The following is a 24,599-nucleotide window of genomic DNA, read 5'->3' on the forward strand; positions in this document are numbered from 1 at the left end:
GACGGGCCACAGACCAGCTTCTCAAACCACCGCCGAACAAGCTCAAAAGCCGCAACCAGATGGAATTCCAATGGGCCGCAATTTAAACCGGACAGCAGTGCCCTATTGGTGGCTTCTAAGGGCATCACCGGCCCGATTAGCAAACTTCGCGAACGCATGCTTGCTCTTGCCGAGAACGACGTCGAGTCACCTATCTTTGGAGTTGGCAGAAAGGATGAGTTGGGCCAAATGGCCTCTGCGGTTCTAGTGTTCCAACAGAATGCGATCGATCGGCAGGCGTTGGAAGAAGATTCCCAGAACAGCCGTGTTCAAGCCGAGCGCGACAGGGGGGAACGAGAAGCACAGAAAGCTCGTGAGGCCGACGAAGTGGATTTCGCCATACGTTCGCTGGCATCCGCCTTGGAAGATCTTGCTAACGGGAATCTTGCAAACCGGCTCGAAACCCCGTTTGCGGCCCGCCTTGATCCACTTCGGCTGAACTTCAATGACTCGGTGAGCAAACTCAGGCATGCCCTTGGAAATGTGGCCGCCAATGCGAAGGTAATCGAAGCTGGGGCTTCCGAAATCCAGGCTGGTGCTGACGATCTTTCAAAGCGCACCGAGCAGCAGGCAGCCTCTATCGAAGAGACGGCAGCGGCTTTGGAACAAATCACAACTGCGGTTAAGGACTCGACGAACCGTGCTGAAGAAGCTGGCGTGTTGATTGCTGGCGCAAAGAGAAATGCCGAACACTCCGGGGAAGTGGTGAGGCAAGCCATTGCTGCAATGGAGAAGATTGAGCGATCCTCGGGGGAAATCGGCAACATCATTGGCGTCATCGACGAGATCGCTTTTCAGACCAATTTGTTAGCACTGAATGCGGGCGTTGAAGCCGCAAGGGCTGGCGAAGCTGGGAAGGGGTTTGCAGTGGTGGCGCAGGAAGTCCGCGAGCTTGCGCAAAGATCTGCACAGGCAGCAAAGGAAATCAAAGTTCTCATTGATGCGTCGGGACAGCAGGTGAAAACCGGCGTGAAGCTCGTTGGTGACACCGGCGAAGCCCTTCACTCAATCGTCGCCGAGGTGCAGGCAATCAATCGACATGTCGCTGCTATCATTGAGGCAGCGCGGGAGCAATCCACTGGTCTTCAGGAGATCAACATTGCTGTCAACTCGATGGACCAAGGGACACAACAGAACGCAGCGATGGTCGAGCAATCGACCGCGGCTAGCCATACCTTGGCTCGTGAAGTCGAGGGCCTGAACCGGCTCCTTGCACAATTCAGACTTCACTCAGACAGCATTCGGGTCGCCGATCCAGCAATCCATGCAAGCGCCAGTTCTCCGGCAAATGAACTCCGCCGTCGGATCGTGGCCATTCATGGTGGGATGCTCGCCACTGCAGACCAGCCTAACTGGCAAGAGTTTTGAGGAGGATAAGATGAAAGTCATCCCCTTTCGCGGGCGCGACGACGTCTTGCCTCAGCTACACACCCTTCTCGTTGACGAGGCTTCATTGACTCCACGACAGGAATTGGAGCTGCGCCACCTCATCTCCCGGATAAATGACGCTCGAGCGATCTTCCAGGAAGTGAGCGAGAGAATTGCCTTGTTAAAGGACGAGATCTTGGCGCCAGTGGGTGCTGATCGCTAGGGCAATTGTCGCATTCTCACAAACGAGTGGGTTATCAGTTAGTCCACTCGACATCGCCATTAAACTCCGCAATCAAAAAGTCGATGAATGCTCGTACCTTAGCCGAGCCTCGACGGCTCGGCAGGTACACCGCGTGCACATCTCCTGGTAAGCCTGGGGCAACGCTCCAGCTTTCGAGCAAGCGGACCATCTGACCGGAAGAAATGTCTGGATAAACCAGCCAGATCGGCAGCAATGCAACTCCGACATGTTTAAGGACAGCCTCCCTTAGGGCCATCGAATTATTCGCTCTGAGATTGCCGCCGACCCGCATCTTCTCTGCTCGCCCGTCCTTATAGAAAGACCAAAAGCGATTGGAACGAGAGTAGTTAAACGTTAGGCAGTTGTGCGACATTAGATCACTCGGTTCACGGGGAGTGTCATGCTCTTTGAGATATTCTGGGGTTGCGCATAGAACTCTCTCATTTGAACAAATACGTCGTGCGATGAGGCTAGTGGTCTCAATCTGACCAAGCCGAATCGCAACATCCGCTCTGTCCTCAGTGAGATTAACAATTTCGTCCGTGAGGGTGACATCTATCTCAATATCCGGGTACCGGCGAAGAAACTCAGGCAACCGTGGCGCAATGTGCAGTTCACCAAACGCCACAGGAAGGTTAATCCTCAGCGTCCCACGGGGCTTACCCGAGTTCGCGATGACGTTGGAGTTTGCCTCTGAAAGATCTTGAATGATCTGCACCGCGCTGTCGTAGTATTCAATGCCGATGTCAGTCAGCGTCAAGCGGCGCGTCGATCTGTTGATCAACAACGCAGCCAAGTGATCTTCCAAGCTGTCGACTTGACGCGTAACCGATGATGTCGCGACACCAAGTTTGCGTGCAGCTCGCGCAAAGGCTCCTTCATTGACTACTTCAACAAATGCAGTCAACGCATTGAACATATCCATAAAATTCAACTCATTTTGACCGTTGCGCGGAGCGCAACAGAGGTTCGCGCAGGAGGCAGATTATCATTCTTCGGAATTGGCCCCATTTGCGAGGTACCGCGGCTCGTGCCGCATTCGACATCTGGATAGGACCGAAGATGACCACTGACCTGTTTAGCCCGATCGAAGTTGCGGGCCTCACTTTTCCGCATCGCATTGCGATGGCACCACTCACTCGATCGCGGGCCACCCAGCCGGGGAACGTGCCGGGCGCTATGAACGTCACCTACTACCAGCAGCGTGCAAGCGCTGCGCTTATCATCACTGAGGCGACCCAGATTTCTCAGCAGGGCCAAGGGTATGCCTGGACTCCTGGAATTCACTCTGCGGAACAGATCGACGGCTGGAAGCGCGTCGCCGAGGCGGTGCACAATCAGGGAGGGCGTATATTCATGCAGCTTTGGCACGTAGGGCGCGTTTCCCACCCTAGCTTCCAACCGAACGGTGCGCTTCCGGTCGCCCCAAGCGCCCTTCCCGTTCCTGGTAAGACGTTCATTGTTGACGAGCTTGGAAATGGCAATTGGGGGGAGATCCCCGTTCCACAAGAACTTGACCTGGCTGGCATAAGGCCGATCATCGATGACTATGCTACAGCGGCGAGACATGCGATATCGGCGGGCATGGACGGTGTCGAAATTCATGCTGGGAATGGCTACCTTCTCGATCAGTTCATCAACAGTGAGAGCAACCATCGCACCGACCAATACGGTGGGTCTTCGCAAAATCGCGCACGGCTGCTGCTTGAGGTGACCGACGCCATTTGCGCTGCAGTCGGCCCAAGCCGTGTTGGCGTACGGCTCACGCCGTTGGGTCGCTTCATGGGCATGGGTGACGAGGCACCGGAAGAAACCTTCGGCTATATTGCTGAACAGCTCAATGAGAGGAAACTGGCGTATCTTCACCTCGTCGAGCCGAGCGTGGTTGGCACATCCCTTGATGAGAACACAGATCCGAGATGGGATGGCATAATGGCACTTCTCCGTAAGAAGTTCACCGGTACGTTGATCGTTGCCGGGGGATACGATCTCCAAAAGGCGAAAGATGCAATTGCAAGCGGACGCGCGGACATCGTGGCGTTTGGTCGGCCATTTATTGCGAACCCAGATCTTCCTAAGCGATTTGCAGATGGTCACCCCCTCAACGAACCCGATCAAACGACCTTTTTCGGCGGCGATGCTCGCGGTTACACAGATTATCCAACCATCTAATAGCAACGCGAAATGGTGGCGTTGATCGACTTGCCTCGACCGCCACCATTAGCGATCAGGATACTTTCGCCTGACCGCCGACCATAGGTCTTGTCGAATCCTATTGTTGTGAGCGGCGTCATGAAGCGCAACGCACTACAAATTCCGGACTTTCATCCAAGCCAGCACTCGCTTCACCTGGTACGGTTCTGCTCTCCGTCCGGGCCTCGCGATGACATACGTTTTCAATCCTACTTATCAGCTCCTTGTGTTGGCGAGTGCCTTCGCCGCTGTCCATCTTTTGGCAAGTGGAAGGACGTTCATCTTCGCTTCACACACGATCCTCTTTGCCGCACTCACTGCCGTGTTGGTTAGTCACGGCATCGAGCCCTATCAGACCACAGCTCAAGCGCCAGGTGGACTTTGGGTCAAGCTGTTTTACGGCGCCGCGAAAGCAACGTGGTGGATCGGCGGAGCACTGATGCTGGTCAGCTCCGTTCGCCTGTTTCTGATTTTCGAAGGCAGACCTCGAGAGGGGCGGCTTGTGCAGGACCTGCTCGCTGGCCTCATCTACACTGGTGCAGCTCTTTCAATCGTTGCCTACGTTTTCAATGTCCCCGTCGGTACGTTGATCGCGACGTCTGGCGTTATTGCTGTCATCCTCGGCCTCGCTCTGCAAAGCACTCTCTCGGACGTGTTCTCAGGTGTCGCCTTGAACCTGGGGCGTCCCTACTCTGTCGGCGACTGGATTATCCTGGATACGGGCGTGCAAGGGCGAGTGGTTGAGACCAACTGGCGAGCCACACATCTGCTCAATGGGACTAACGATTTGGTCGTGATTCCGAATAGCACCCTAGCTAAGAGCCAGCTAGTAAATCAGAGTAGCCCGGACGAGACGCACGGCGTAACACTAACAGTTCGCGTTATCACCTCTCGGTCGCCGACACAGATTCAGCAGGTGTTCAGCACCATATTATTGGGCGGACGGCACACGCTTCGAGAACCGGCGCCTCTTGTCACGATGGGTGAAATGGACGGTCAGTCCATTGGCGTGGAGCTGGCGTTCAGAGTCGCTGATGCTGGGCAGATCATAACCGCGAAGAACGAGATGCTGGATCTGATATTTCGTCATCTGAAGGCAGAAGGATTGGCGTTAGCGACTTCCGTTCCAAATCTGGGAGTACCGCTGAACATCACATCGATCGGCAGCGCGGCAGCAGACCCTTCGGATCAACACGACGCTATAAGAGATGTGCCTCTATTCGCAGCCCTAACGGAGAACGAATTAAATCTGCTGACCCAGGGTGTGACAAGAAAGACTTATGCTCGCGGAACCGAGATCATTCACCAGGGTGAAAAGTCCGGCGCTCTTATGGTGGTTACTCGCGGCGTCGTGATCGTCGAAAAGGAACTGGGAAACTCAAGGATCGAACTTAACCGCTTGTCGCCAGGCGATTTTTTCGGTGAGCGTGGCCTGCTAATGGGAGCCGAAGAGCCCGGCTTCATTCGAGCGTTGTCACAAGTTTCCGTGTTGGAAATCACCTCCGAGGATCTCTCGAAAATTTTGCACGCGCGGCCAGATCTTGCAGACGATTTAGGAGCGACTTTGGCCGCAAGACTAGATGCCGAAGCTGAGTATGGTGTCGCGACGCCATCTATGCGCCGTCCCCTGACAATCGCGCATCGCATACGCCACCTCTTTCAACTGTGATCTCTCGCCTACAACGCGCGGGCGCCAAGTGCTTGACCATACGCAGCAATCTCGTTTCCGACGGGTAATCGCAGTTGTTCATACTCGCGGAGCGCGTTCTGGAGAGTGGCGTGGGAAGAGATTGCTGCCCTTAACGCCATCGCATCTCCCGCAGCCTTTGCAACCCCCATCGCTGTGTGTGGGCGTACAATAAAGGCAGAGTCGCCCACTAGGGCAATGTTTTGCGACACCATGTTTCGGGCTTGATAGTCGAAGATACCTTGGATGAAGGGAGCTGGCTCAGCCTCAATAGCCAGCGCAAAGGGCTTCGGGAGCAATACCATTGCGTCCTCCACAAGGGCTCCGCGTCGCATGGGCAAAAGGTCGCCCCTTGGAAGAGAGTAGTCGTAGAGTTTGCCACTCTTCCCAGTGAAGGTTTCAGCGCGGTATCGCGGGGAAACTGGTCGATACCAAACCCAGTTGTAGCGGCGGTCGCCAACGTTCATTTCACCCTTTGGACCAGGCACGAGATAACCCAAGGCATGAATACCCTTCGTCACATAGAATGCGAACCGATCAAGAAGAATAGAAGCCTCCGCCGGTAAGTCGCTTTCCGGGATCAGTCCACGCCATGCAACGTAGCCAGCGAACTGGTTCTCGGGTTCGGCGTTGACGGACGCTCTGACAACTGACGAGATGCCATCGGCGCCTATAACAAGGTCAAACTCTTCCTGGGCACCCGTGTCAAACGTGACTACGGCTCCGGTCGTCGCCTGCTTGACGTTGATGATTGCGCGGCCGATGACGTATGCGTCGGTAGCAAGCTTCGATGCCACCGTCGAAAAGAGATAATCCCAGGAAATCTGGGTCTGAGGAGTAGGTAGCCGTTCGGCGATCTCTCCGTTTGCCGCAAAGTATATTCGCTCTCTGGCGACTACCCCGACCCTGGCAACGTGTTCGCATCCGATAGCCCGCAACACCCGGAAGAGGTCGCCTTGGCCAACGAGTCCCGCGCCCCGCCCGGCAAGGCCATGGGCAGAGCGCTCGTAAACTCGAACATGGTGGCCGTCATTCTGAAGGAGTATGGCGGAGAACAAACCCGCAAGCGATCCCCCGACAACTCCAATCTTCAACGGTCTCATCTTCGATCTCCTATTCCGCGTGACTTAGGTTCGACTTCGAGTTCCGTCCGACCGCCTTGAGTGCGAGAGCAATGAGCGGCAGGATACCTCCCACCAGCGTTACTCCAAGCCAGGATCCGTTCTGCCAAGCAAGAGAGGCGATCGCAGAACCAGCAGCTCCCCCAAGGAACATACCAGTCATGAAGATCGTATTCAGACGGCTCCGGGCATCGGGATTGAGTGCGTAGATGATGTGCTGATTGGAAACCAACGCGCTCTGAATGCCGAAGTCCAGAACGATCACACCGATCACCAAGGCGATGATGGATGCCCACGCTCCGAAGATAAGCCAGGCGACGACTGTCAGTGCAGCACCAAGCCAGACTACGAAGTGTGGACCGCGCTTGTCGGCGATGCGTCCCGCCACTGGGGCCGCGAAGACTCCCACAGCACCCACGATACCGAAGAGCCCTGCAATGTCAGCTCCAAGGCCAAAGTTCGGGCCCTGCAGATACAGGGCAAGTATCGTCCAGAATGCCGTGAAGGAAGCGAACAAAGATGCCTGAACTAGAGTTGCTGTTCGCAGCGCGGGATGATGCCTCCACAAATCACCAAGAGATTTGATAGCATTATGATACCGCATCCGAGAGGTTGGAGCATGGGCGGGTAGTGTGGCGAACATCATCGCCGCTGCAGCCAACGCCATCGGTACACCAATCCAGAACATCTCTCGCCAGCCAGCATGCTCACCAACGAACCCCGACAGTGTTCTACTGAAGAGGATGCCCGAGAGTACGCCAGCCATTACCGTGCCGATCGTCGCCCCCCGCTTTTCCGCCGGAGCCAGTGACGCGGCAAGTGGGACAATCTGTTGAGCAACGGTCGAGCTAGCCCCGACAACGAGAGAGCTGGCAACGAGCATCCAGGCGGATGAGGATATCGCGGCCAGCGACAACGCTGCCGCTAGGATCACAAATTGTCCGATAATCAGTTTCCGACGATGAACCAAGTCGCCAAGCGGCAACAGTAGGAATAGGCCAACCGCATAGCCAAGCTGGGTCGCAGTGGGAACCAGCCCGGTTGCCGATTGACCTGGGAAGTCGGCTTCGATAATGCCGAGCATTGGTTGATTGTAGTAGATATTGGCGACCGCGACGCCGCTCGCGACGGCCATTGCCAGGAGGGCAACTCTGCTCAGGCCGGTGTGTGTTGATGAGGATGACATTTCCTTAGCCTTTCAAGCTACAAGATTGGAATACATGTAGCTTTGCATCGCCTCATGTTTTAGTCTTGGATAATGATCAGCCCATTTATCGAAATCCGTTATAATGAATACTAGTGATCTGGCTGTCTTTGTTGGGGCCGTAGCCTCCGGGAGTATCTCCGAAGCTGGAAGGCGCCTTGGTTTGATACCCATGGCTGCAACACGGCGATTGTCTGCGTTGGAGAGCAACCTTGGCGTCCGGCTACTCAATCGAACAACACGCTCGCTATCGCTAACTCCTGAAGGAGAGGCATTTCTTCCATATGCTCAGGCGATCGTTGAGAACGAGCAGCAAGGCCGTGCTCAGGTTAGAACTGATACGATGGGAGCTGCTGGCCTCCTGCGCGTTTCGGTTCCCATCGCTTTTGGGCTTAAGATTGTCACGCCTGTAATTCCATTGCTTCTTGAGGAGAATCCCGAGCTTCAGATCTCCCTTGATATGAGCGACCGACTTCCAGATCTGACGGCGTCCGGCATTGACCTTGCCATTCGTATCGCTCGCTTGAAGGACAGCAGTCTGATTGCTCATAAACTGGCGAGCAATCCGCGAGTATTGGTCGCCTCTCCCGACTATCTCCATCGCTATGGGATCCCACGCTCTATCAGCGATCTCTCTCATCACAGCTGCCTCCCAATGACTGGCGTCACGCATTGGACGTTTAATTCGCTGGGTTCTGAGACGCACTTCCGTATCACCTCGCGATTTTCGTCCAGCAGCATCGCAGGCTGCCAAGCCGTGTGCATCGCTGGAGCCGGGATCGCACTCCTGTCAGAGTGGGCGGTCGCCGATGACCTACTCTCAGGAAGACTGCAACGGGTGGCTCTAGCAGAAGCAGCACCCGAGGAGATCGGAATTTGGGCGGTCTACCCGACCACCCGAAATGTGCTTCCTAAGGTTCGCGTGTTTGTCTCGGCGTTGCGCAAGGCATTGCAGTTTAAGCCTCCAGTCATAGAGTGACGATTGCAGCTCGAACCTTCGAGGGGGTCATGGGCATGTCACGAAACCTTATTCCTGTCGCATCCGCGAGCGCGTTCGCCAACGCAGCCGATGTAGGTCCCTGGCCGCACTCGGCGACACCCAGGAAAGGTTGGCCCGGCTGCTGCTCCACTTCGACGTCAACCTTTTCAGGAATATCGAGGAATCGCAGGATTGGATATTCGCTCCAGTCAAAGCTAGTTCGCAATGTTTCGGTGTTCTGAACTGCTTCCCGTGTGCACCAACTCAAAGATTGGATTATCGCACCCTCAACTTGGTTTTGGATGCCGTTTGGACTGACAGGCTCGCCGCAATCAACTGCTGCCTGAGCGCGGAGAACGCTGATGCGGCCGGTATCTTGATTGACCTTGACCTCAAGGCAGACAGCACAATACGCGCCAATATTCTTGTATCGAGCAAAGGCCATACCAAACCCATGAAGCGGTCCCTGCTTTCGGCGCCCTTGCCAACCGAACGCCTTGGAAGCCGTCAACATTACCCTCCGAGCCCGCTCATCGGCCATGTGGTTCAGTCTCATGTCTAAGGGGTCGACCCCAGCGACGTGTGCCAGCTCATCAAACATGCTCTCAATTGAAAACACATTGAGGTGTGCTCCCAATGACCGAAGCGCTGACACTCGGATGGGCATGTCCTTAATGAAATGATAGAGGACGTCCATGTTCGGCAGATCATAAAGGGGGTTGGAATTGCGGCTGCCATCCCCCTCAGGCATCGGGATGGGTTTACCCTCTGGCACGGGGAATGGCGGAACTACTTCACTGCCAACTAAGACTCCACCGGCGTTTACAGGGCGATTGTTGTGCGGATTGCTCCAGACTTCATACTTCCACGAGACAATCCGGTTATTATTGTCGAGCCCAGCCTCGACCTCAGTTATCATGCCGGGACCAAGCGGTTCCCAACCGAACTCTTGTTCACGCATCCACTGCAATCGAACAGGGCGACCAGGAACGGACATTGCTATGAGTGCGGCTTCGGCTGCGACATCGTCGGCCCCGTTTTGGCCGTAGCAACCTGAGCCCTCAACGTGAATTGCTCGGATTTTCTCTATTGGATAGCTCAGGAGATCTGCTGCTACGCGTCTGACGTCGAACGTCCCCTGGCTATGTGTCCAGATGGTGAGAAGATCGCCGTCCAAGAGTGCCAAAGCACACGATGGCCCGATTGAGCCATGACTGATCCACGGTCGTGAATATTTGGAGGACACGATCTTAACTGGATCGGGCGTGGGCTTATGGACGTCGAGAATGACGATGTCCCTCGCGGGGAGAGCCTTCAGAGTTTCCTGCACAGTGCCGGTAGGGAACTTGGACCTCGCGAGTTCGAACGGCGATGCCTGTAGCTTCCGCATTAAACGAATTGCATCCCATTCCTTTTCAGCAAGTACAGCGTGGAACGAGCCCTTCTCCACGAACTTGACCAAACCGGGCATAGCTTCGATTTCTGCCCGTGGAGGCAATTTCAGGCGCGTTCCTTCGCTAGGTCCGCGGATGACGCGGGCGTGAAGCATATTGGGGAGTCGCATGTCATGTATGAATGCTTGTCCGCCCGTGGTCTTGGCAGGTATGTCCAATCGCGGAAGGTTCACTCCCATCGTCCGGAAGTCTTTGGTCAATCGCAAAGGTGCGTTTGGAACTGCCTTAACATGGAGAGACGTCGTTCCGGCGATTTCGCCATAGCTGATGACCCTGCCGTCAGGGGATTTGATGTTACCATCGCCCAACGTTTCCAGACTATCGGCAGGGACGCTCAGTTTAGCGGCGGCATTCTGGACAAGCAACATACGAACGTTTGCGGCGGCGTTGCGGACGGCCGTGCCGCTGTCCTGCATCGAATGGCTACCCGCGGTCAGGCCCTCGTCCGGTGTCCGCTCAGTATCCACTGTAACCATGGTCACTTGCGACGGTTTCAGATCTAGTTCCTCTGCCGCCACCTGCAGCAGAGCCGTCTTGATCCCCTGCCCCAACTCCGCCTTTCCCGTGAAGACGGTCGCATGACCGGTTGCATCGATCTGAATCCAGGCATCAAGAAAGGGCCACGACTTCAGACTTCCCAGTAGTTCCGGTGCAACAACAGCTGGACCTGCTCCACCCTCGCCGCCACCTGCGAGCTGGGCTATTGCGGGTCTAGTCAGGGAAAAAGCTACCGCGATACCCGCAGAGGCGAGAAAGGAGCGACGAGAGAGCGCGACTTGTTGAACGGTCATTATTTACCTGCCTTTGCAACGGCGCCGAGTTCATCACTTGCCCGTCTGACCGCGCGGAGAATCCGAGCGTGTGTTCCACAACGGCAAAGGTTGGGTTGCATGTGAACGCGAATATCTTCGTCTGAGGGGGACGGGTTCTTGTCCAGCAACGACTGGGCCCTCATTATCATACCAGCAATGCAATACCCACATTGGGCCGCCTGCTCCTCTTGGAACGCGCGTTGGACAGCATTGGGGCTGTCCGCAGTCCCCAATCCCTCAATTGTGAGAATTGCTCGACCGGCGACCGCACGCACGGGTGTCAGGCAGGAGAATACTGCCTGACCGTCTACTATGACGGTACAAGCACCGCATTGCCCAAGGCCGCAGCCGTATTTGGCTCCGTTCAACTCAAGCTCGTCTCTGAGGACGTAAAGCAGAGGTGTGCTCGGGTCGACATCGACTGACTTCTGGCTTCCATTGATGTTCAGGCTCGAGTTCATCGACTATTCCTCGGATCTGGCCGAAGCCACTGACTTTTCGACATTCTTCCAGTCGGGTTGGTTAGAAAATCTCGTGCGGACGTAGGCCAAAAGGTCGGCCAACTGTTTGTCTGTCATGTTCTGGGCGAAGGACGGCATGAAAGAACTTTTGCCTGGAGGTGCCGCCACGCCTTGCAGAAGAGCGGCCGCCGCATTGGTCGGATCGTCCATCTTGAGCGTGGTCAAATCAGAAAGGGCTGGACGTCCTTGCTGGCTCATCGCCGAACCGGGCTCATGACAGCCTGCGCACGCTCCCTGAAATAGCATCGCACCTTCTGGATGCCGATCCGCAGCCGCACGAGCGTTATCGATCAGTTCAGGAGCGTCAGCTCGCTTGCTTTTGTCGACGCCCATGATCGACGATACATAAACCGCAATCGACCTCACATCTGGGTCATTGAGGTTCGACAGGCCCTCGGCCACTGGACCCATGGGGCCAGCTGCCGCGCCATGACCCCGGTCAAAGCCGGTCTTCAGATAGTTATAAAGCGATTGAGTCGTCCAGGATTTGGCCGATGGATTGGAGGAGTTCAGAGGGGGAGCGTTCCAACCTTCCGCGACGCCTCCAGCGAACTCATTGCCGCGTTCTTCCCCACCCGCCAGATTGCGAGGTGTGTGACAGCCTCCGCAGTGAGCAAGGCCATCGACAAGATATCGACCTCGGTTCCATTCATCTGATTGCCCCGCAACGGCTTCAAACTCCGACTCGTGGAGGAAGAGCATCTTCCATCCAGCCAGCAGGGGTCGAAAGCCGAGACCTGGTAGGAGATTGTTTTCCGGTGCTAATTGAGACACAGGCTGCCTGGTCATCAGAAATGCATAGAGCGCGTGCAGGTCGTCTTTGGACACATGAGTAAAATGCTCATACGGAAGGGCGGGATAGAGGTGACTTCCGTCCCGAGCCACACCCCGCTTCATTGCTCGCGAGAAAGCCTCTTCCGACCAATTACCTATGCCAGTCGCTTCATCAGGAGTGATGTTATTCGAATACAAGGTGCCGAATGGTGTAGGAAGCGGTCGGGCACCTGCAAACGGCACACCATTTTCTGACGTATGACAGACTATGCAATCGCCCACAGTCGCCAACTGCTCGCCCCGCCTCACGATTGCGGGGTCAAAACTATTTCTGTCTGGCCGAGCTATCTTTTCAATTTCGGGCTCATAGACGTACCAGATGGCGAATGAGCCAACGGTTACGGCCGCTAACAAGGCGCCGCCCAGAGTAATAGTCACAAATTTCCTTGTCAGCTTCATTTCGCGACCCAGTTGATAAAGTTTGTCATTTTTCGCGCAAAACCCACGCCTTCTCTTGGTGAGAAGAACGGTGTTTGGATGATCGAATTGCAAAATGCAGTTTGTGCAGCCTTACTTTTCCAGTACGGCAGTTACGCCTGAAATGAACACTCGCAATTCCATTTCAACGACCTCGTCGATCTCGTCGACCGGCATTTGATAGATGAACTTGCGAACGCCAAGATAGAAGATCGCCGCGTGCAGGCCCCAGATGGCCTCGACCTCCATTGCGGTTACCGGCTTTTCGTCGATGGGAGGCGAATTAAACTCCCGTCTTAATTCCGAGATAATCAGACGGAACACTCTTTGACGGAGCAGCTCGAGGTATCGTGTATTGAAGTCCAAACCTTTCAGACCCGCGAACATAAACAGGCGGACCCACTCATAGGTTAGGATGACGCGAGAGTAGTCACGGTAAAACTCTCCAAGTCGCGCCCCCAATGGTTTGGTTCTGTCAACGATCAGTTCTTCCCAAAACGGATTCCACCTTCGCAGGAAGACTTCTTCATAAACGCGCTCCACCAATGCATCCTTGGTCGGAAAGTATCTATAGAGAAGCGGCTGGGTTATCCCTAACCGCGCAGCCAGCTCGCGAGTTTGCCCCTCGAATCCAAACTCAGCAAAGAAACCGACCGCACCTCGCACGATCTCCGCCTCTCGCTGCGCGGGGGACAAGCGTTTGGCCGTCTGCTTTATGTTCATCGCCGGTACCGCCATCAAAAAAACTAAGCTTATTTATCAAGTGATATCATTGCGGTAAATAGGTATGCCGCCAGAAGCGGCATATTTTGCTTAAAATTGGCACTTGACGGCATAAATTGCTTCCGTATGTTTATCGCATGATAAATAAGAGGTCTGGGAGGAGATTTCATGTTTAGCAGGCGCAAATTTCTGGCGAGCGCAGCTTTATCAGCAGCGGTAACCCAGCTCCCCTCAATAGGGAGAGCCCAGAACAAAACCCTTCGCGTAGGGATACTAAGCTGCAAGTCCGGAGCACTCGCATCCGGGGGCAAGCAGATGGAAGATGGGTTTGCCCTCTTCTTGAAAGAACGCGGTGGTAGCGTCGCAGGGCTGCAGGTTGAACTAACGGTCGCTGATACGAGCGGGCAGCCAGCACTCGCTAAGACGCGGGCGCAGGAACTGGTTGAGAGAGCGAACGTCGACCTTATCGTTGGTCCTGTAGCTGCTTTTGAGGCACTTGCCATTAATGATTATTTGGCCGAAGCCAAAGTACCGCTGCTCTGCTCGTCAGCGGCTGCGGAGGACCTTACCCAGCGCAAACTGAACCCCTGGTTCGTTCGAACATCCTCTTCATCTGCGCAGCCTTGCCACCCGCTTGGCGAATATGCGGCCCGAGAACTCGGTTATAAGTCGGTAATCACGATTGCAGACGATTTCGCGTTTGGTCAGGAACAAACTGCAGGTTTCCAGCGCGTCTTCGAAGCGAATGGCGGCACTGTGTCCAGCAAACTCTGGGCTCCACTCACGACCGCAGACTACGGCACATACATTTCGCAAATGAGCGGAGCGGACGCGGTCTTTGCGGCATTCGCGGGTGCCAACGGCCTCCGCTTCCTCAAGCAATTCAATGACTACGGGATGAAAGATCAGATCCCGGTTATCTCCGCGATGACGACAGTAGATGAGGGTGTGCTGAAGAGCATGGGCGACGAAGCGCTCGGCATAATCTCAGCTGGTTGGTACTCGGCAGCGTTGCCGACGGCCGAGAATAAGGCATTCGTTGATCAGCTTCGAGCAATTACTGGCGTAGACCCCGGTTTCTATTCCGTCGGAGCCTATTCCGCTGGCCTAGCCTTGGAAGCTGCGCTGAAGTCTACGGGCGGGAACATAGAAGATAAGCAAGCCTTCATGGATGCGCTGAAGAAGGTCGAAATTTCAAATGACCCGCGAGGCCCGTGGAAGCTCGATCAATACGGAAACCCCGTTCAAAACATCTACATTCGCAAGGTTGAGCGAAAAGACGGGCGCTTAGTAAATTCGGTAGTCCGTACCTACGACAAGGTCTCGCAATTCTGGAATTACAGTCCAGAGCAATTTCTTGCCAGCCCGGTCTACTCGCGAAACGACCCCGCGAAAATCTGATTAACCGACCCTAGCAGATTGGAGACGTCGAATGATTATCGACGCGCATAACCATGTCATTCCGCAGGCAATTATCGACCGCCTGAACGAAGATCGAGAGACCTTTGGCGTGAGGGTCGATCACACCGTCTCGGGAATCAAGGTTTCCCACAAAGAAGGTTTTGCATACCCGCTATTCGATGAGTTCCTAACACCGGCACAAAAGCTGGCCGCGATGGACGAGTGGAGAATTGACACTGCAGTCATCTCGCCCTCTCCGACATTGTTTTTCTATCGTGCGGACTCTGATGCCAACGCGCGATTCGTACGCGCTCTAAATATCTCAATCGCCGAATTCGTAGATAGTTGCCCCAGTCGCCTCATTGGGATGGGGACCCTGCCCATGCAGTCCCCTGAAGCTTCAGTCGCTGAGCTGGAGTTTCTTGTATATACCCTTGGCATTCGGGCAGTCATGATCGGCACCCATATCGACGGCGTTCAGCTAGCTGATCCGCGCTTTCGCCCGCTGCTGAAACGCGCCGCGGAACTCGAAGTGTTCATCCTGACGCATCCCTACTACTTCGGATCGAAGCAAGGACTGGAACCGTTCTATCTCACAAATCTGATCGGCAATCCTCTGGACACCACCGTGATGGCGGCCCACCTGATCTTTGGTGGCGTGATGGAAGAGATTCCAAATCTCAAGATATGCCTCTCTCATGCCGGAGGCTTTGCGCCCTATCAGATCGGACGACTCGTGCATGGCAACCTAGTCCGGCCAGAGGCTCAAACGACGCGACTTCCGGTAAAGGATCTATTCAAAAAGTTCTATTTCGACACTATCACTCATGACCCACAGGCCCTGAGATACTTAGTATCAGTTGTCGGAGCGGATCACGTACTGCTCGGCACGGACATCCCTTACGACATGGCGGATATCGACCCGATGCGCACGCTGAAGGACAGCGGTCTTAGCGAAGCCGACATGTCGAAAATATCTAGTCTCAATGCCCTCTCCCTCATCGGAACTCCCAGAGGAGTGACTGCAGATGTCTGACAACCTTCGCACAGTAGCAACCGGCCACGCCCATTCGGCTAGAGGCCTCTTTGTGGATGGTGAACATCGTCCCTCCGCCGACAGTCGTTCCATGGAAATAAGATCGCCCGGAACCGGCAAGTTGATTGGGAGCGTGACCCTATGCTCTATCGACGACGTCGATCTAGCGGTGCGAAGCTCACACAAAGCGTTCCTTGCCAAGGACTGGGCAGGCATGAGTGTGAGGACACGCGCTCGGCTTGTGAACAAGCTCGCGGACGTCCTGGAGAATAACCTTGACGAACTTTTTGAACTGGAGACACTGAACAACGGTCGCCCGGTAAGAGAGACGCGGGCACAGCTATCCCGAATTCCAGATCTTTTCAGGTACAACGCTGGCCTGGCGCTCGCACGGCGGGATTCAGTGATTCCGGTCGAAGGGGACTATCTCACTTACACTAAACGCGTACCCGTTGGCGTCGTGGCCAATGTCACACCGTTCAATCACCCCCTCCTTATCGCTTCGCGCAACATCGCACCTGCTCTCGCCTCCGGCTGCACCACAGTCGTCAAGCCATCCGAATATACTCCACTTACGACGCTGCGGCTTGCGGAGTTGTTCATTGAAGCCGGGCTTCCGCCAGGGGCTTTCAACGTCGTAACAGGTGATGGCGCGACAACCGGCAAAGCCCTCACAAACCACCAAATGATCCGGAAGCTTGTTCTGACAGGGGGCACTGAGGCTGGCCGATTGGCTGGCGCAGCGGCGGCATCCAATTTCGCGCGGCAAACGCTTGAGCTGGGAGGAAAGACCCCGGTTGTAGTGTTCGATGATTTCAATGTCGATCAAGCAGTCAACTACGCGGCTTTTGGTGCATTTGTTGGCGCTGGGCAAACGTGCGTTTGCGCTGCCAGGCACATCGTGCAACGGGCGATCTACCGTGAGTTCGTCGACAAGCTTGCCGAGAAAGCTAAGGCAATCAAAGTTGGCGATCCATTTGATCCGGCGACCCAAATGGGACCGGTCATATCCGAGCGTCAACGTTCGAGGGTGCTGGAATATGTCCGGATTGGTAACGCCGAAGGCGCCCGGTTGGTGGCTGGAGGCGCGGTCCCTACAGACTTGCCGAGTGATCAGGGATTTTTTGTTCAGCCAACGGTCTTCGCTGATGTAACTCCAGCTATGCGCATCGCGCAGGAGGAGGTCTTCGGGCCGTTCACTGTGGTAATCCCATTCGACACCGAAGAACACGCGATTGCTATTGCGAATGACAGTCCCTACGGACTTGCCGCCGCCATTCGAACCCGGGACGTAGCGCGGGCACACCGTGTTGCCGAGCGCATAGAGGCGGGGATCGTCTGGGTTAACGACCATCACCGAGTGGATGCGGCTTCGCCTTGGGGCGGCTTCAAGCTTTCGGGAACCGGCCGAGAATTCGGCCAGGAATCATTTGACGCCTATTTCGACGTCAAGGCCACGATGGTCAACGTTGGGGATCAACCCTTTGATTGGTTCGACATGTCAGCCCGCAATGTTCGGCTGAACTAGCCAGGTCGCATTTTTTGTAAAGGACGTTCAGATGTTCTGGATAGCCGGAATATGTAACAGCCTCGCCTTCGGAGCGATCCTGTTTCTCCTCGCATCAGGCTTTTCGCTGATCTTTGGTTTGATGAGGGTCGCCAATCTCACTCACGGTGCATTCTTCATGCTCGGGGGCTACGTCGCTACCTCAACTATTGCTGGTGGCTTTGGAATTTCGGTACTGGCGGCAGCTCTCGCATGTGGCGCCTTAGGGGTCGCCGTTGAGCAAATAATTGTTAGACGCTTGCAGGGCCGTGAACTGGCACAGGTACTAGCCACACTAGGGCTATCGTTCGTGATAGCAGATCAATGCCTCCTCCTTTGGTCCGGCGATCCGATCTCTCTGGCTGCTCCGTCGACGTTGCAAGGCGCAATACGTGTCGGCCACTTTGCCTTCCCCGCGTATCGCCTATTCACAATCGGGATTGCTTTCGCGATCGCCGTTCTACTCTGGCTTTTGGTAGAACGCACAACACTTGGAGCCAAGATCCGTGCGGCAGTTGACGACCGAATGATGGCTCAGGCAACGGGTATTCCGGTATCCAGGCTGTTCGCACTTGTCTTTGGATTGGGGTCGGCGCTTGCTGGCCTTGGTGGAGCATTGGCGGCTCCGATAATGTCGGTTTATCCCGGCCTTGATACGGAGATGCTCCCGCTTGCGCTGCTCGTGGTGATCCTTGGCGGCATCGGTAGTCTTGTCGGAGCATTGCTCGGTAGCGTTCTTATTGGCCTGATCTACACATTCGGCCAGATCCTCGCCCCTGACTTGGCCTACGTGATTCTGTTCCTACCGATGGTCTTCGTCTTGGCTGTCCGGCCCCAAGGCATTCTCGGGAGACTTACAACATGAGCAAGTTAGGCATTGCGTTGATAACATTGGCATCGATTGCCGCACCCGTGATCCTCCCAAGCGACTTCTACTTGGGGATCGCAACTCAAGTCACACTCTATGCCCTCTTTGCAACGAGTGTGAATGTCTTGGCAGGCTACGGGGGGATGGTATCCCTGGGACATGCCGGTCTGCTGGGCATCAGCGCCTACACGTACGCGGTACTCGTCACGACTTATGGGTTTGGACCCTACGTTGCAGCCGCTGCAGCGATTTGCGTAGGCTTGATTTTCTCTGCGCTGCTTGGCGTTATTGCGCTGAGAACTGCAGGTATCAGCTTCCTGATGATCACGCTCGCGCTCGGCCAGATCGTGTGGGGCGTAGCTTTCCGCTACACTGACCTGACGAATGGTGACAACGGAATCAACATCCCGCGGGAGGCGATGTTCTCGTCTTCGCCGACCGTGGTTTACTACGTGTGCCTGGCAACGCTGGCGGTTTGTCTATCGATGCTGGCCCTGCTGATGACCTCACCCCTTGGAGCGTCAATCAAAGGTGTCCGCGATCAATCCCGTCGTATGAGCACGCTTGGATACAACACTAGGACAATCCGATTCATCACTTTCATGATTTCGGGTGCGATCGCTGCCATTTCCGGCGTCCTCTATCTCCAAATCTTTCAGTTCATAAGCCCACACGCTCTTTCGCTAACCGTCTCGTCTGAGGCCGTATTGATGGTGATTTCGGGTGGAATAGGGACCTTGGCAGGACCAGTCGTTGGCGCGGGTGTGGTCGTCCTGCTCAAGAACATCGCTAGTGCATACACTGATCGATGGGTGACGCTACTCGGGCTGATCTTCATCATCATCGTCATGGCTTTGCCAGACGGAATTGTACCAGGCATTGCACGCGCCATTAGAGCACTTCGAAGCAAATTCAGCGCGTCCATGCTTGAGCCAGACACTTCCGAACTTGGAAAGGCACGGTCATGACCGCACTCGAGATATCAAACTTGAGCAAGAGCTTCGGAGGCTTGCACATCGTTCGGAATGTGAGCTTTTCAGTTCGCTCCGGCGAGCGCCGCTTGATCCTTGGCCCAAATGGCGCCGGAAAGACGACGCTGTTTAATTTGATTGCTGGAGACCTATCCCCTAGTGCCGGGGCAATTCTCCTGCAGGGCGACGACATATCTTCGTTGTCTACGCACAAGCGGGCAAGGCGTGGAATTGGTCGTACCTTCCAGATTCTGACCCTGTTTGGTGGCGACACCGTGCTCAAGAATGTCCTGCTCGCAATGCTTGGCAGAAGCCGCAAACGCTGGCGCCCGTTCGGGTTCCTCGAGAGCGATGCAGAACTAAGATCAGGAGCCATGGAGATTTTAGACCGTGTCATGCTTGCCCATATAGCGGGTAAACGCGTCGCAGAATGCTCCTACGGTGAACGGCGGCGGTTGGAGATAGCAATGGCTCTGGCCCAAGCACCGCAAGTGCTCCTTCTCGATGAACCCCTAGCGGGGCTGTCTCGTGAAGAGCGAAAGACAGTTCACCAGCTGCTAGTGAGCCTCCCGCGTACTTTAACATGCATCATGATCGAGCATGACATGGATGTGGCACTAGATTTCGCCGAACGAATTTCGTTGCTGCAGAACGGCATTCAGGTCGTGGAAGGTGAGCGAGATGCCGTGATCAACGACCCAAGGACAAAGGAGGCGTACCTTGCCTGAAGGTCAAGCTTTGTCACTTCACTTGGTGAACGCGTACTACGGCGACAGCCATATTCTACAGGATGTATCGTTCGGCGTCGGTCAGGGCCAAGTCTTAGCACTGCTCGGCCGGAACGGTGCTGGGAAGACGACCTGTATGAATACGATTGCAGGTCTGATCACTCCAAAATCTGGTTCAATCTCGACATTCGGCTCACGGATAGGAACCTTAGTGCCCGAGGCCATCTGTCGAGCGGGCGTGGCACTCGTTCCTCAAGGCCGTCGAATCTTCCGGAGTTTGACGGTCACGGAGAACCTGACGGTCGCCGCCAGCAAAACCGTGGATGGAGATCGAACGAGGTGGGACACCGAGAGCATTTACGGGCTTTTCCCGCGCTTGGGCGAACGTCGAAACCACTCTGCCGGTCTCCTCTCGGGTGGAGAACAGCAAATGCTCGCAATCGGCCGCGCGTTGATGACCGCGCCGAGAGTTCTCTTACTGGACGAACCTACTGAAGGTCTGGCGCCTCAGATTGTGAGTGAGGTCGGGAAGATCATCACGAGGCTGAAGGCGACCGGTATGACCATCATTCTCGTTGAGCAGCACACATCGTTTGCTCTCAACCTAGCCGACGAGGTCGCTGTAATCAGCACCGGCGAGATTGTGCTGCAAGGTACCGCGGCCGAGATCACCCGCGACCAAGCGGCCTTGGAGCGCCACCTGGGCGTTCACTAGGCCATAGGATTCACTAGGACGCGCGTGCAGATGCACCAGAACGCGTCTAAACTCGAGGAAATAGCAATGGCAGGACAAAGACGCGCTCTCATCATCGGCGGTTCGATGGGCGGACTATTCGCTGCGCAGCTTCTAGTGAGGCGAGGTTGGAAAGTGGACGTTTTCGAACGCATCACTTCAGAGCTGGCTGGACGGGGTGCGGGAATTGTAACCCACCCGGAGCTTTTTGACGTGCTAGATCTTTGCGGCATCGACAGCGGCACCGCTAAGGTGGGCGTGAGCGTCGAGGGTCGGCGGGTGTTTGGCCAGGACGGTAGCATCGTCGCCGAACAGTCATATCCCCAAGTCCTGACTTCTTGGGGTATGCTCTATGCTCGTCTCAAGGAGACGCTACCGGAGGACTGCTATCACTATGGCACAAACCTCGTCAAAGTCAGCCAAGATGGAGCAACTGCAAAAGCGCATTTTGAAGACGGTTCAGTTATTGAGGGCGACCTATTAATAGGTGCCGATGGTATCTTTTCAACTGTTCGCGCACAGTTTCTGCCAGAGGCGACGCCAAACTATGTTGGTTACATCGCATGGCGAGGACTGGTTGACGAAGCATCTCTCTCGCAGGACACGAGAAATGCGCTTTGCGGTCACTTTTCCTTCTCATTGCCCAAGGGCGAGCAGATGCTGGGCTACCCAGTTGCGGGTCTTGATGAATCAACCGCAATCGGTAGCAGGCGTTTTAACTTCGTTTGGTACAGACCGGCCGCGCACGATTGTGATCTCCGCGAGATCCTCACAGACATCGATGGCGTAGAGCACGCTCTTTCGATCCCTCCGCATAAGATACGACCTCTCGTGATCGACGCGATGCGGCATGCCGCTAGAGAACTACTTTCTCCTCAGTTTGCCGAAGTGGTGGAAAAGACAAAGCAGCCTTTCATCCAGGCGATTCAGGACCTTGAGACACCTCGAATGGTGGTGGCTCCGAATGTCGCCCTACTGGGCGATGCAGCCTTTGTCGCCAGACCTCACGTTGGGATGGGAGTGACGAAAGCCGCCGGAGACGCGCTCGCATTGGCTCAGGCGCTTGATGCCCATGATGAAATTCCTGTCGCCTTAGCGGCTTTCGAAGCCAGCCGTTTCGCGTATGGGGCCGCCGTAATCCGGCGAGCGCGGCACCTGGGCGCCTATATGCAGGCACAAATCCTGACAGATGAAGAAAAGCAAATGGCGGAGAAGCACCGCCATCCACAAGCGATCATGAACGAGACAGCCACTTCGGCTGGCATAGCGGCGTAACTGAGGAGTTGAACAAATGACCAAGACGGTGATCGATAGCTGGCCCGACGCTCCCAGCAATTTAAGTGCTGACCACAGAGCGGAGTTTGAACTCCATAAAGGGAACGGAGCGGTTGGAAGTCGCCTTGTCTCCGAGACAGATCGAGTTCGCGTTTGGTCCCTCACCTTGAAACCGAACGAGCGGATCGGGTTCCACACTCATGTGTTGGATTATTTCTGGACGGCGGTAACCGGAGGAAAGGCTCGATCGCAGTACGCAGACGGTCGGACAGTAGAAGTTGCCTATTCCCCAGGCGATACTCAGCACCATACGTTCGGTTCCGGCGAATTCATGACGCATGATCTGGAGAATATTGGTGACACCGACCTCACCTTCACAACGGTCGAGTTCAAGGAAAGCGCAAACGCTGCGCTGCAGTTGACGTAACGTGACTTATGAGATCGCCTTTAGATCAAGCCTGGGAGGATAATCATGGATAAGACGCACAAGTCAGAAGGCCCCTACGACGTGCTTGAGATCGCAAAGATGCAGACATTCGTTCGCCTCAGTCACGAGCGCAACTGCCTCGGCGCCGTGCTTGCGATCAGTATGGCCGCCGTGTACTTCACATTCATCTTCACTGTCGCCTTCGCTCCGGCTGAACTTGGCCTTCCGATTTACAATGGGGCTGTGGTCTCCTTCGGCGTCGTCGCAGGCGTGGGGATCATGAGCCTGGCCCTTGCGCTGACCGTAGTTTATGTCATCTACGCGTCTCGTCGTCTTGACCCGCTGGTCGAAGCAATCCGAAAGGCGTCACGATGATCGGTCGCCTCCTTGTTTCGAGCGCTCTGACGCTCTTTAGTCTGAAGACCGCCGCATACGCCGATGCGATAAGTGGTCCGGTCGCGAAACAACCGGTCAACCCATTGGCCATCGGCATGTTCCTGCTCTTTGTTGTCGCCAGCCTTGCGGTAACGGTATGGGCCGCGCGACGCGGCACCAAAACAGCAAGCGACTTCTACGCGGCCGGGGGCGGCTTAAGCGGATTTCAGAACGGCTTGGCAATTGCTGGCGACTATACCTCAGCCGCTACTTTCCTGGGGGTGACGGCGCTCGTCTTCGGAGCAGGCTATGACGGTATGATCTACGCGATCGGCTTCCTTGTAGGGTTCCCAATGATCCTGTTTCTGGTTGCCGAACCTCTTCGAAACCTTGGGAAGTATACCTTCGCTGATCTAGCTGCCTACAGGCTAAAGGAAGGGCCAGTGCGAACGATCGCTGGCGTGAACACGCTCGTCATCGTTATTTTTTATCTCATCGCGCAGATGGTTGGAGCTGGTAAGTTGATCGAGCTTCTGTTTGGCCTGCCCTACTGGCTCGCCGTAGTGCTCGTCGGGATCCTGATGATGCTCTATGTCACTTTCGGCGGCATGCTTGCGACGACTTGGGTTCAGATCACAAAAGCTGTGCTCCTGCTGACAGGCACGGTGATAATGTCCCTGCTGATAATGGGACATTTCGGTTTTAGCTTGAACCAGCTATTCGCCGCCGCGATTGCCGTTCACCCCAAAGGAGCCGCTATCATGGCTCCCGGAGGGCTGGTGAAGGATCCGATCTCAGCGATCTCCCTTGGAGTGGCCTTGATCTTTGGGACAGCGGGTCTGCCCCATATTTTGATGCGGTTCTTTACGGTTTCGGACGCGAAGCAGGCCCGGGTTTCGGTGGTCGTGGCGACAGCATTCATAACCGTCTTCTATTCACTGCTTTTTGTTCTGGGATTTGGCGCGATCGCGCTTGTCACCGGTGACCCCGCATTTGTTGACGGAGCGGGCGCAATCATTGGCGGCGCAAACATGATTGCTCTCCATTTGGCTACAAAGCTGGGTGGATCTATCCTGCTAGGCTTCATTTCTGCAGTGGCCTTCGCAACCATTCTGGCAGTTGTGTCCGGCCTTACGATAGCTGGGGCATCCGCTGCAGGACACGATCTCTATGCTCGCGCATTCAAGGGAGGCTCAGCCTCCGAACATTCGGAGGTTAGAGTGTCGAAGATGGCTGCGGCAGGACTTAGCCTGCTCGCAATCCTGCTCGGCATCCTATTCGAAAATCAGAACATTGCCTTTCTGGTAGGATTGGTTTTCGCGATTGCCGCCTCCGCAAATTTTCCAGTAATAATTTTGTCTGTGAAGTGGAGAGGTTTGACGACCAGGGGAGCGGTTTGCGGCGCACTTTGCGGCCTTTTAGCGGCGCTTGGTCTCGTATTGCTGAGCCCAGCGGTGTGGACAAATACCCTTGGATTGGGCTCAGCTATTTTTCCGTACGACAATCCCGCACTCTTCTCTGTCCCCCTTGCCTTCTTCGTCACCGTTCTCGTCTCTGTATACGACAAGAGTGAGCGGGCCGAACGCGACAGAAGCTTGTTCACAGCTCAGCACATCAAGGCAAATACCGGACTAGCTACCTGA

23 protein-coding genes are annotated in these 24,599 nt (G+C 55.3%); 16 read left to right on the top strand and 7 right to left on the bottom strand.

The features are described 5' to 3' along the window. Together QTL95_RS16545 and QTL95_RS16550 are read left to right on the top strand one after the other, a co-directional pair. Positions 1–1,407: methyl-accepting chemotaxis protein (locus QTL95_RS16545; protein WP_289721024.1), on the top strand; the 1,407-nt coding region annotated here is incomplete at its 5' end. Between the two features lie 10 nt (positions 1,408–1,417). Next, on the top strand, positions 1,418–1,630 hold the full coding sequence (locus QTL95_RS16550) for a hypothetical protein (RefSeq protein ID WP_289721025.1): 213 nt from the start codon (positions 1,418–1,420) through the stop codon (positions 1,628–1,630). A gap of 34 nt (positions 1,631–1,664) precedes the next feature. Here QTL95_RS16550 and QTL95_RS16555 read toward each other — a convergent pair whose 3' ends face one another. Continuing rightward, positions 1,665–2,576: a LysR family transcriptional regulator gene (locus tag QTL95_RS16555; RefSeq protein WP_289721026.1), complete on the bottom strand. Its 912-nt coding sequence runs from the start codon at positions 2,574–2,576 to the stop codon at positions 1,665–1,667. Positions 2,577–2,713: 137 nt separating this feature from the next. Between QTL95_RS16555 and QTL95_RS16560 the strand changes: the two genes are divergently transcribed. Next, complete coding sequence (locus tag QTL95_RS16560) at positions 2,714–3,823, top strand: alkene reductase (protein ID WP_289721027.1); 1,110 nt, start codon at positions 2,714–2,716, stop codon at positions 3,821–3,823. A 211-nt stretch (positions 3,824–4,034) separates the two neighbouring features. Continuing rightward, on the top strand, positions 4,035–5,513 hold the full coding sequence (locus QTL95_RS16565) for a mechanosensitive ion channel family protein (protein WP_289721028.1): 1,479 nt from the start codon (positions 4,035–4,037) through the stop codon (positions 5,511–5,513). A gap of 8 nt (positions 5,514–5,521) precedes the next feature. On the opposite strand, the gene QTL95_RS16570 is transcribed toward QTL95_RS16565, so the two are convergent. Together QTL95_RS16570 and QTL95_RS16575 are read right to left on the bottom strand one after the other, a co-directional pair. After that, on the bottom strand, positions 5,522–6,634 hold the full coding sequence (locus tag QTL95_RS16570) for an FAD binding domain-containing protein (RefSeq protein ID WP_289721029.1): 1,113 nt from the start codon (positions 6,632–6,634) through the stop codon (positions 5,522–5,524). 10 nt (positions 6,635–6,644) lie between these two features. Beyond that, positions 6,645–7,838 (bottom strand): MFS transporter, encoded by a 1,194-nt coding sequence (locus tag QTL95_RS16575; protein ID WP_289721030.1) that lies wholly within the window; start codon positions 7,836–7,838, stop codon positions 6,645–6,647. A 103-nt stretch (positions 7,839–7,941) separates the two neighbouring features. Here QTL95_RS16575 and QTL95_RS16580 point away from each other — a divergent pair, with 103 nt between their 5' ends. Further along, positions 7,942–8,835: a LysR family transcriptional regulator gene (locus QTL95_RS16580; RefSeq protein WP_289721031.1), complete on the top strand. Its 894-nt coding sequence runs from the start codon at positions 7,942–7,944 to the stop codon at positions 8,833–8,835. On the opposite strand, the gene QTL95_RS16585 is transcribed toward QTL95_RS16580, so the two are convergent. From QTL95_RS16585 to QTL95_RS16600, 4 genes are read right to left on the bottom strand one after another with little or no spacing between them, the layout of a single operon-like run. After that, positions 8,825–11,080, bottom strand: a complete 2,256-nt coding sequence (locus tag QTL95_RS16585; protein WP_289721032.1) for a molybdopterin cofactor-binding domain-containing protein — start codon at positions 11,078–11,080, stop codon at positions 8,825–8,827. The two genes, QTL95_RS16580 and QTL95_RS16585, sit on opposite strands and share 11 nt — an antisense overlap. Next, the gene (locus tag QTL95_RS16590) at positions 11,080–11,562 is read right to left on the bottom strand and encodes a (2Fe-2S)-binding protein (protein ID WP_289721033.1); all 483 of its coding nucleotides are present in this window, start codon (positions 11,560–11,562) and stop codon (positions 11,080–11,082) included. Before QTL95_RS16590 ends, QTL95_RS16585 begins: the two co-directional genes overlap by 1 nt. Positions 11,563–11,565: 3 nt before the next feature. Further along, complete coding sequence (locus QTL95_RS16595; RefSeq protein WP_289721034.1) at positions 11,566–12,948, bottom strand: c-type cytochrome; 1,383 nt, start codon at positions 12,946–12,948, stop codon at positions 11,566–11,568. Between the two features lie 18 nt (positions 12,949–12,966). After that, entirely contained in the window at positions 12,967–13,596 is a 630-nt protein-coding gene (locus QTL95_RS16600; protein ID WP_289721035.1) for a TetR/AcrR family transcriptional regulator, read from the bottom strand. A gap of 168 nt (positions 13,597–13,764) precedes the next feature. On the opposite strand from QTL95_RS16600, the gene QTL95_RS16605 reads away from it, so the two are divergent. From QTL95_RS16605 to actP, 11 genes are all read left to right on the top strand, one after another. Further along, positions 13,765–14,997, top strand: a complete 1,233-nt coding sequence (locus tag QTL95_RS16605; RefSeq protein ID WP_289721036.1) for an ABC transporter substrate-binding protein — start codon at positions 13,765–13,767, stop codon at positions 14,995–14,997. 31 nt (positions 14,998–15,028) lie between these two features. Then, the gene (locus QTL95_RS16610; RefSeq protein ID WP_289721037.1) at positions 15,029–16,033 is read left to right on the top strand and encodes an amidohydrolase family protein; all 1,005 of its coding nucleotides are present in this window, start codon (positions 15,029–15,031) and stop codon (positions 16,031–16,033) included. Next, positions 16,026–17,561 carry an aldehyde dehydrogenase gene (locus QTL95_RS16615; RefSeq protein WP_289721038.1) on the top strand — a complete coding sequence of 512 codons (1,536 nt, stop codon included), beginning with the start codon at positions 16,026–16,028 and terminating at the stop codon, positions 17,559–17,561. The genes QTL95_RS16610 and QTL95_RS16615 overlap by 8 nt, the downstream gene beginning before the upstream one ends. 31 nt (positions 17,562–17,592) lie before the next feature. Further along, entirely contained in the window at positions 17,593–18,444 is an 852-nt protein-coding gene (locus QTL95_RS16620) for a branched-chain amino acid ABC transporter permease (protein WP_289721039.1), read from the top strand. Next, complete coding sequence (locus tag QTL95_RS16625) at positions 18,441–19,415, top strand: branched-chain amino acid ABC transporter permease (protein WP_289721040.1); 975 nt, start codon at positions 18,441–18,443, stop codon at positions 19,413–19,415. Before QTL95_RS16620 ends, QTL95_RS16625 begins: the two co-directional genes overlap by 4 nt. After that, on the top strand, positions 19,412–20,146 hold the full coding sequence (locus QTL95_RS16630; RefSeq protein WP_289721041.1) for an ABC transporter ATP-binding protein: 735 nt from the start codon (positions 19,412–19,414) through the stop codon (positions 20,144–20,146). Before QTL95_RS16625 ends, QTL95_RS16630 begins: the two co-directional genes overlap by 4 nt. Then, a complete protein-coding gene (locus tag QTL95_RS16635) occupies positions 20,139–20,861 on the top strand; it encodes an ABC transporter ATP-binding protein (RefSeq protein ID WP_289721042.1) in 723 nt (240 codons plus the stop codon). Before QTL95_RS16630 ends, QTL95_RS16635 begins: the two co-directional genes overlap by 8 nt. Before the next feature lie 66 nt (positions 20,862–20,927). Further along, positions 20,928–22,154, top strand: coding sequence for an FAD binding domain-containing protein (locus QTL95_RS16640; protein ID WP_289721043.1), 1,227 nt, complete (start codon positions 20,928–20,930; stop codon positions 22,152–22,154). A gap of 16 nt (positions 22,155–22,170) precedes the next feature. Next, the gene (locus QTL95_RS16645) at positions 22,171–22,581 is read left to right on the top strand and encodes a hypothetical protein (RefSeq protein ID WP_289721044.1); all 411 of its coding nucleotides are present in this window, start codon (positions 22,171–22,173) and stop codon (positions 22,579–22,581) included. A 45-nt stretch (positions 22,582–22,626) separates the two neighbouring features. Beyond that, positions 22,627–22,956, top strand: a complete 330-nt coding sequence (locus tag QTL95_RS16650; protein WP_289721045.1) for a DUF485 domain-containing protein — start codon at positions 22,627–22,629, stop codon at positions 22,954–22,956. Next, entirely contained in the window at positions 22,953–24,599 is a 1,647-nt protein-coding gene (gene actP, locus QTL95_RS16655) for a cation/acetate symporter ActP (RefSeq protein ID WP_289721046.1), read from the top strand. Before QTL95_RS16650 ends, actP begins: the two co-directional genes overlap by 4 nt.

The organism is Rhizobium sp. S152 (genome assembly GCF_030380735.1).
Classification (GTDB): Bacteria; Pseudomonadota; Alphaproteobacteria; order Rhizobiales; family Rhizobiaceae; genus Rhizobium.

What these genes read in the sequence shown, in the direction of transcription:
- QTL95_RS16610 (WP_289721037.1), top strand. Translation starts at nt 15,029, where the DNA reads ATGATTATCGACGCGCATAACCATGTCATTCCGCAGGCAATTATCGAC.
- QTL95_RS16570 (WP_289721029.1), bottom strand. Translation starts at nt 6,634, where the DNA reads ATGAGACCGTTGAAGATTGGAGTTGTCGGGGGATCGCTTGCGGGTTTG.
- QTL95_RS16645 (WP_289721044.1), top strand. Translation starts at nt 22,171, where the DNA reads ATGACCAAGACGGTGATCGATAGCTGGCCCGACGCTCCCAGCAATTTA.
- QTL95_RS16575 (WP_289721030.1), bottom strand. Translation starts at nt 7,838, where the DNA reads ATGTCATCCTCATCAACACACACCGGCCTGAGCAGAGTTGCCCTCCTG.
- QTL95_RS16565 (WP_289721028.1), top strand. Translation starts at nt 4,035, where the DNA reads ATGACATACGTTTTCAATCCTACTTATCAGCTCCTTGTGTTGGCGAGT.
- QTL95_RS16590 (WP_289721033.1), bottom strand. Translation starts at nt 11,562, where the DNA reads ATGAACTCGAGCCTGAACATCAATGGAAGCCAGAAGTCAGTCGATGTC.
- QTL95_RS16630 (WP_289721041.1), top strand. Translation starts at nt 19,412, where the DNA reads ATGACCGCACTCGAGATATCAAACTTGAGCAAGAGCTTCGGAGGCTTG.
- QTL95_RS16600 (WP_289721035.1), bottom strand. Translation starts at nt 13,596, where the DNA reads ATGAACATAAAGCAGACGGCCAAACGCTTGTCCCCCGCGCAGCGAGAG.
- QTL95_RS16650 (WP_289721045.1), top strand. Translation starts at nt 22,627, where the DNA reads ATGGATAAGACGCACAAGTCAGAAGGCCCCTACGACGTGCTTGAGATC.
- QTL95_RS16615 (WP_289721038.1), top strand. Translation starts at nt 16,026, where the DNA reads ATGTCTGACAACCTTCGCACAGTAGCAACCGGCCACGCCCATTCGGCT.
- QTL95_RS16640 (WP_289721043.1), top strand. Translation starts at nt 20,928, where the DNA reads ATGGCAGGACAAAGACGCGCTCTCATCATCGGCGGTTCGATGGGCGGA.
- QTL95_RS16585 (WP_289721032.1), bottom strand. Translation starts at nt 11,080, where the DNA reads ATGACCGTTCAACAAGTCGCGCTCTCTCGTCGCTCCTTTCTCGCCTCT.
- QTL95_RS16620 (WP_289721039.1), top strand. Translation starts at nt 17,593, where the DNA reads ATGTTCTGGATAGCCGGAATATGTAACAGCCTCGCCTTCGGAGCGATC.
- QTL95_RS16580 (WP_289721031.1), top strand. Translation starts at nt 7,942, where the DNA reads ATGAATACTAGTGATCTGGCTGTCTTTGTTGGGGCCGTAGCCTCCGGG.
- QTL95_RS16550 (WP_289721025.1), top strand. Translation starts at nt 1,418, where the DNA reads ATGAAAGTCATCCCCTTTCGCGGGCGCGACGACGTCTTGCCTCAGCTA.
- QTL95_RS16625 (WP_289721040.1), top strand. Translation starts at nt 18,441, where the DNA reads ATGAGCAAGTTAGGCATTGCGTTGATAACATTGGCATCGATTGCCGCA.
- actP (WP_289721046.1), top strand. Translation starts at nt 22,953, where the DNA reads ATGATCGGTCGCCTCCTTGTTTCGAGCGCTCTGACGCTCTTTAGTCTG.
- QTL95_RS16560 (WP_289721027.1), top strand. Translation starts at nt 2,714, where the DNA reads ATGACCACTGACCTGTTTAGCCCGATCGAAGTTGCGGGCCTCACTTTT.
- QTL95_RS16555 (WP_289721026.1), bottom strand. Translation starts at nt 2,576, where the DNA reads ATGGATATGTTCAATGCGTTGACTGCATTTGTTGAAGTAGTCAATGAA.
- QTL95_RS16605 (WP_289721036.1), top strand. Translation starts at nt 13,765, where the DNA reads ATGTTTAGCAGGCGCAAATTTCTGGCGAGCGCAGCTTTATCAGCAGCG.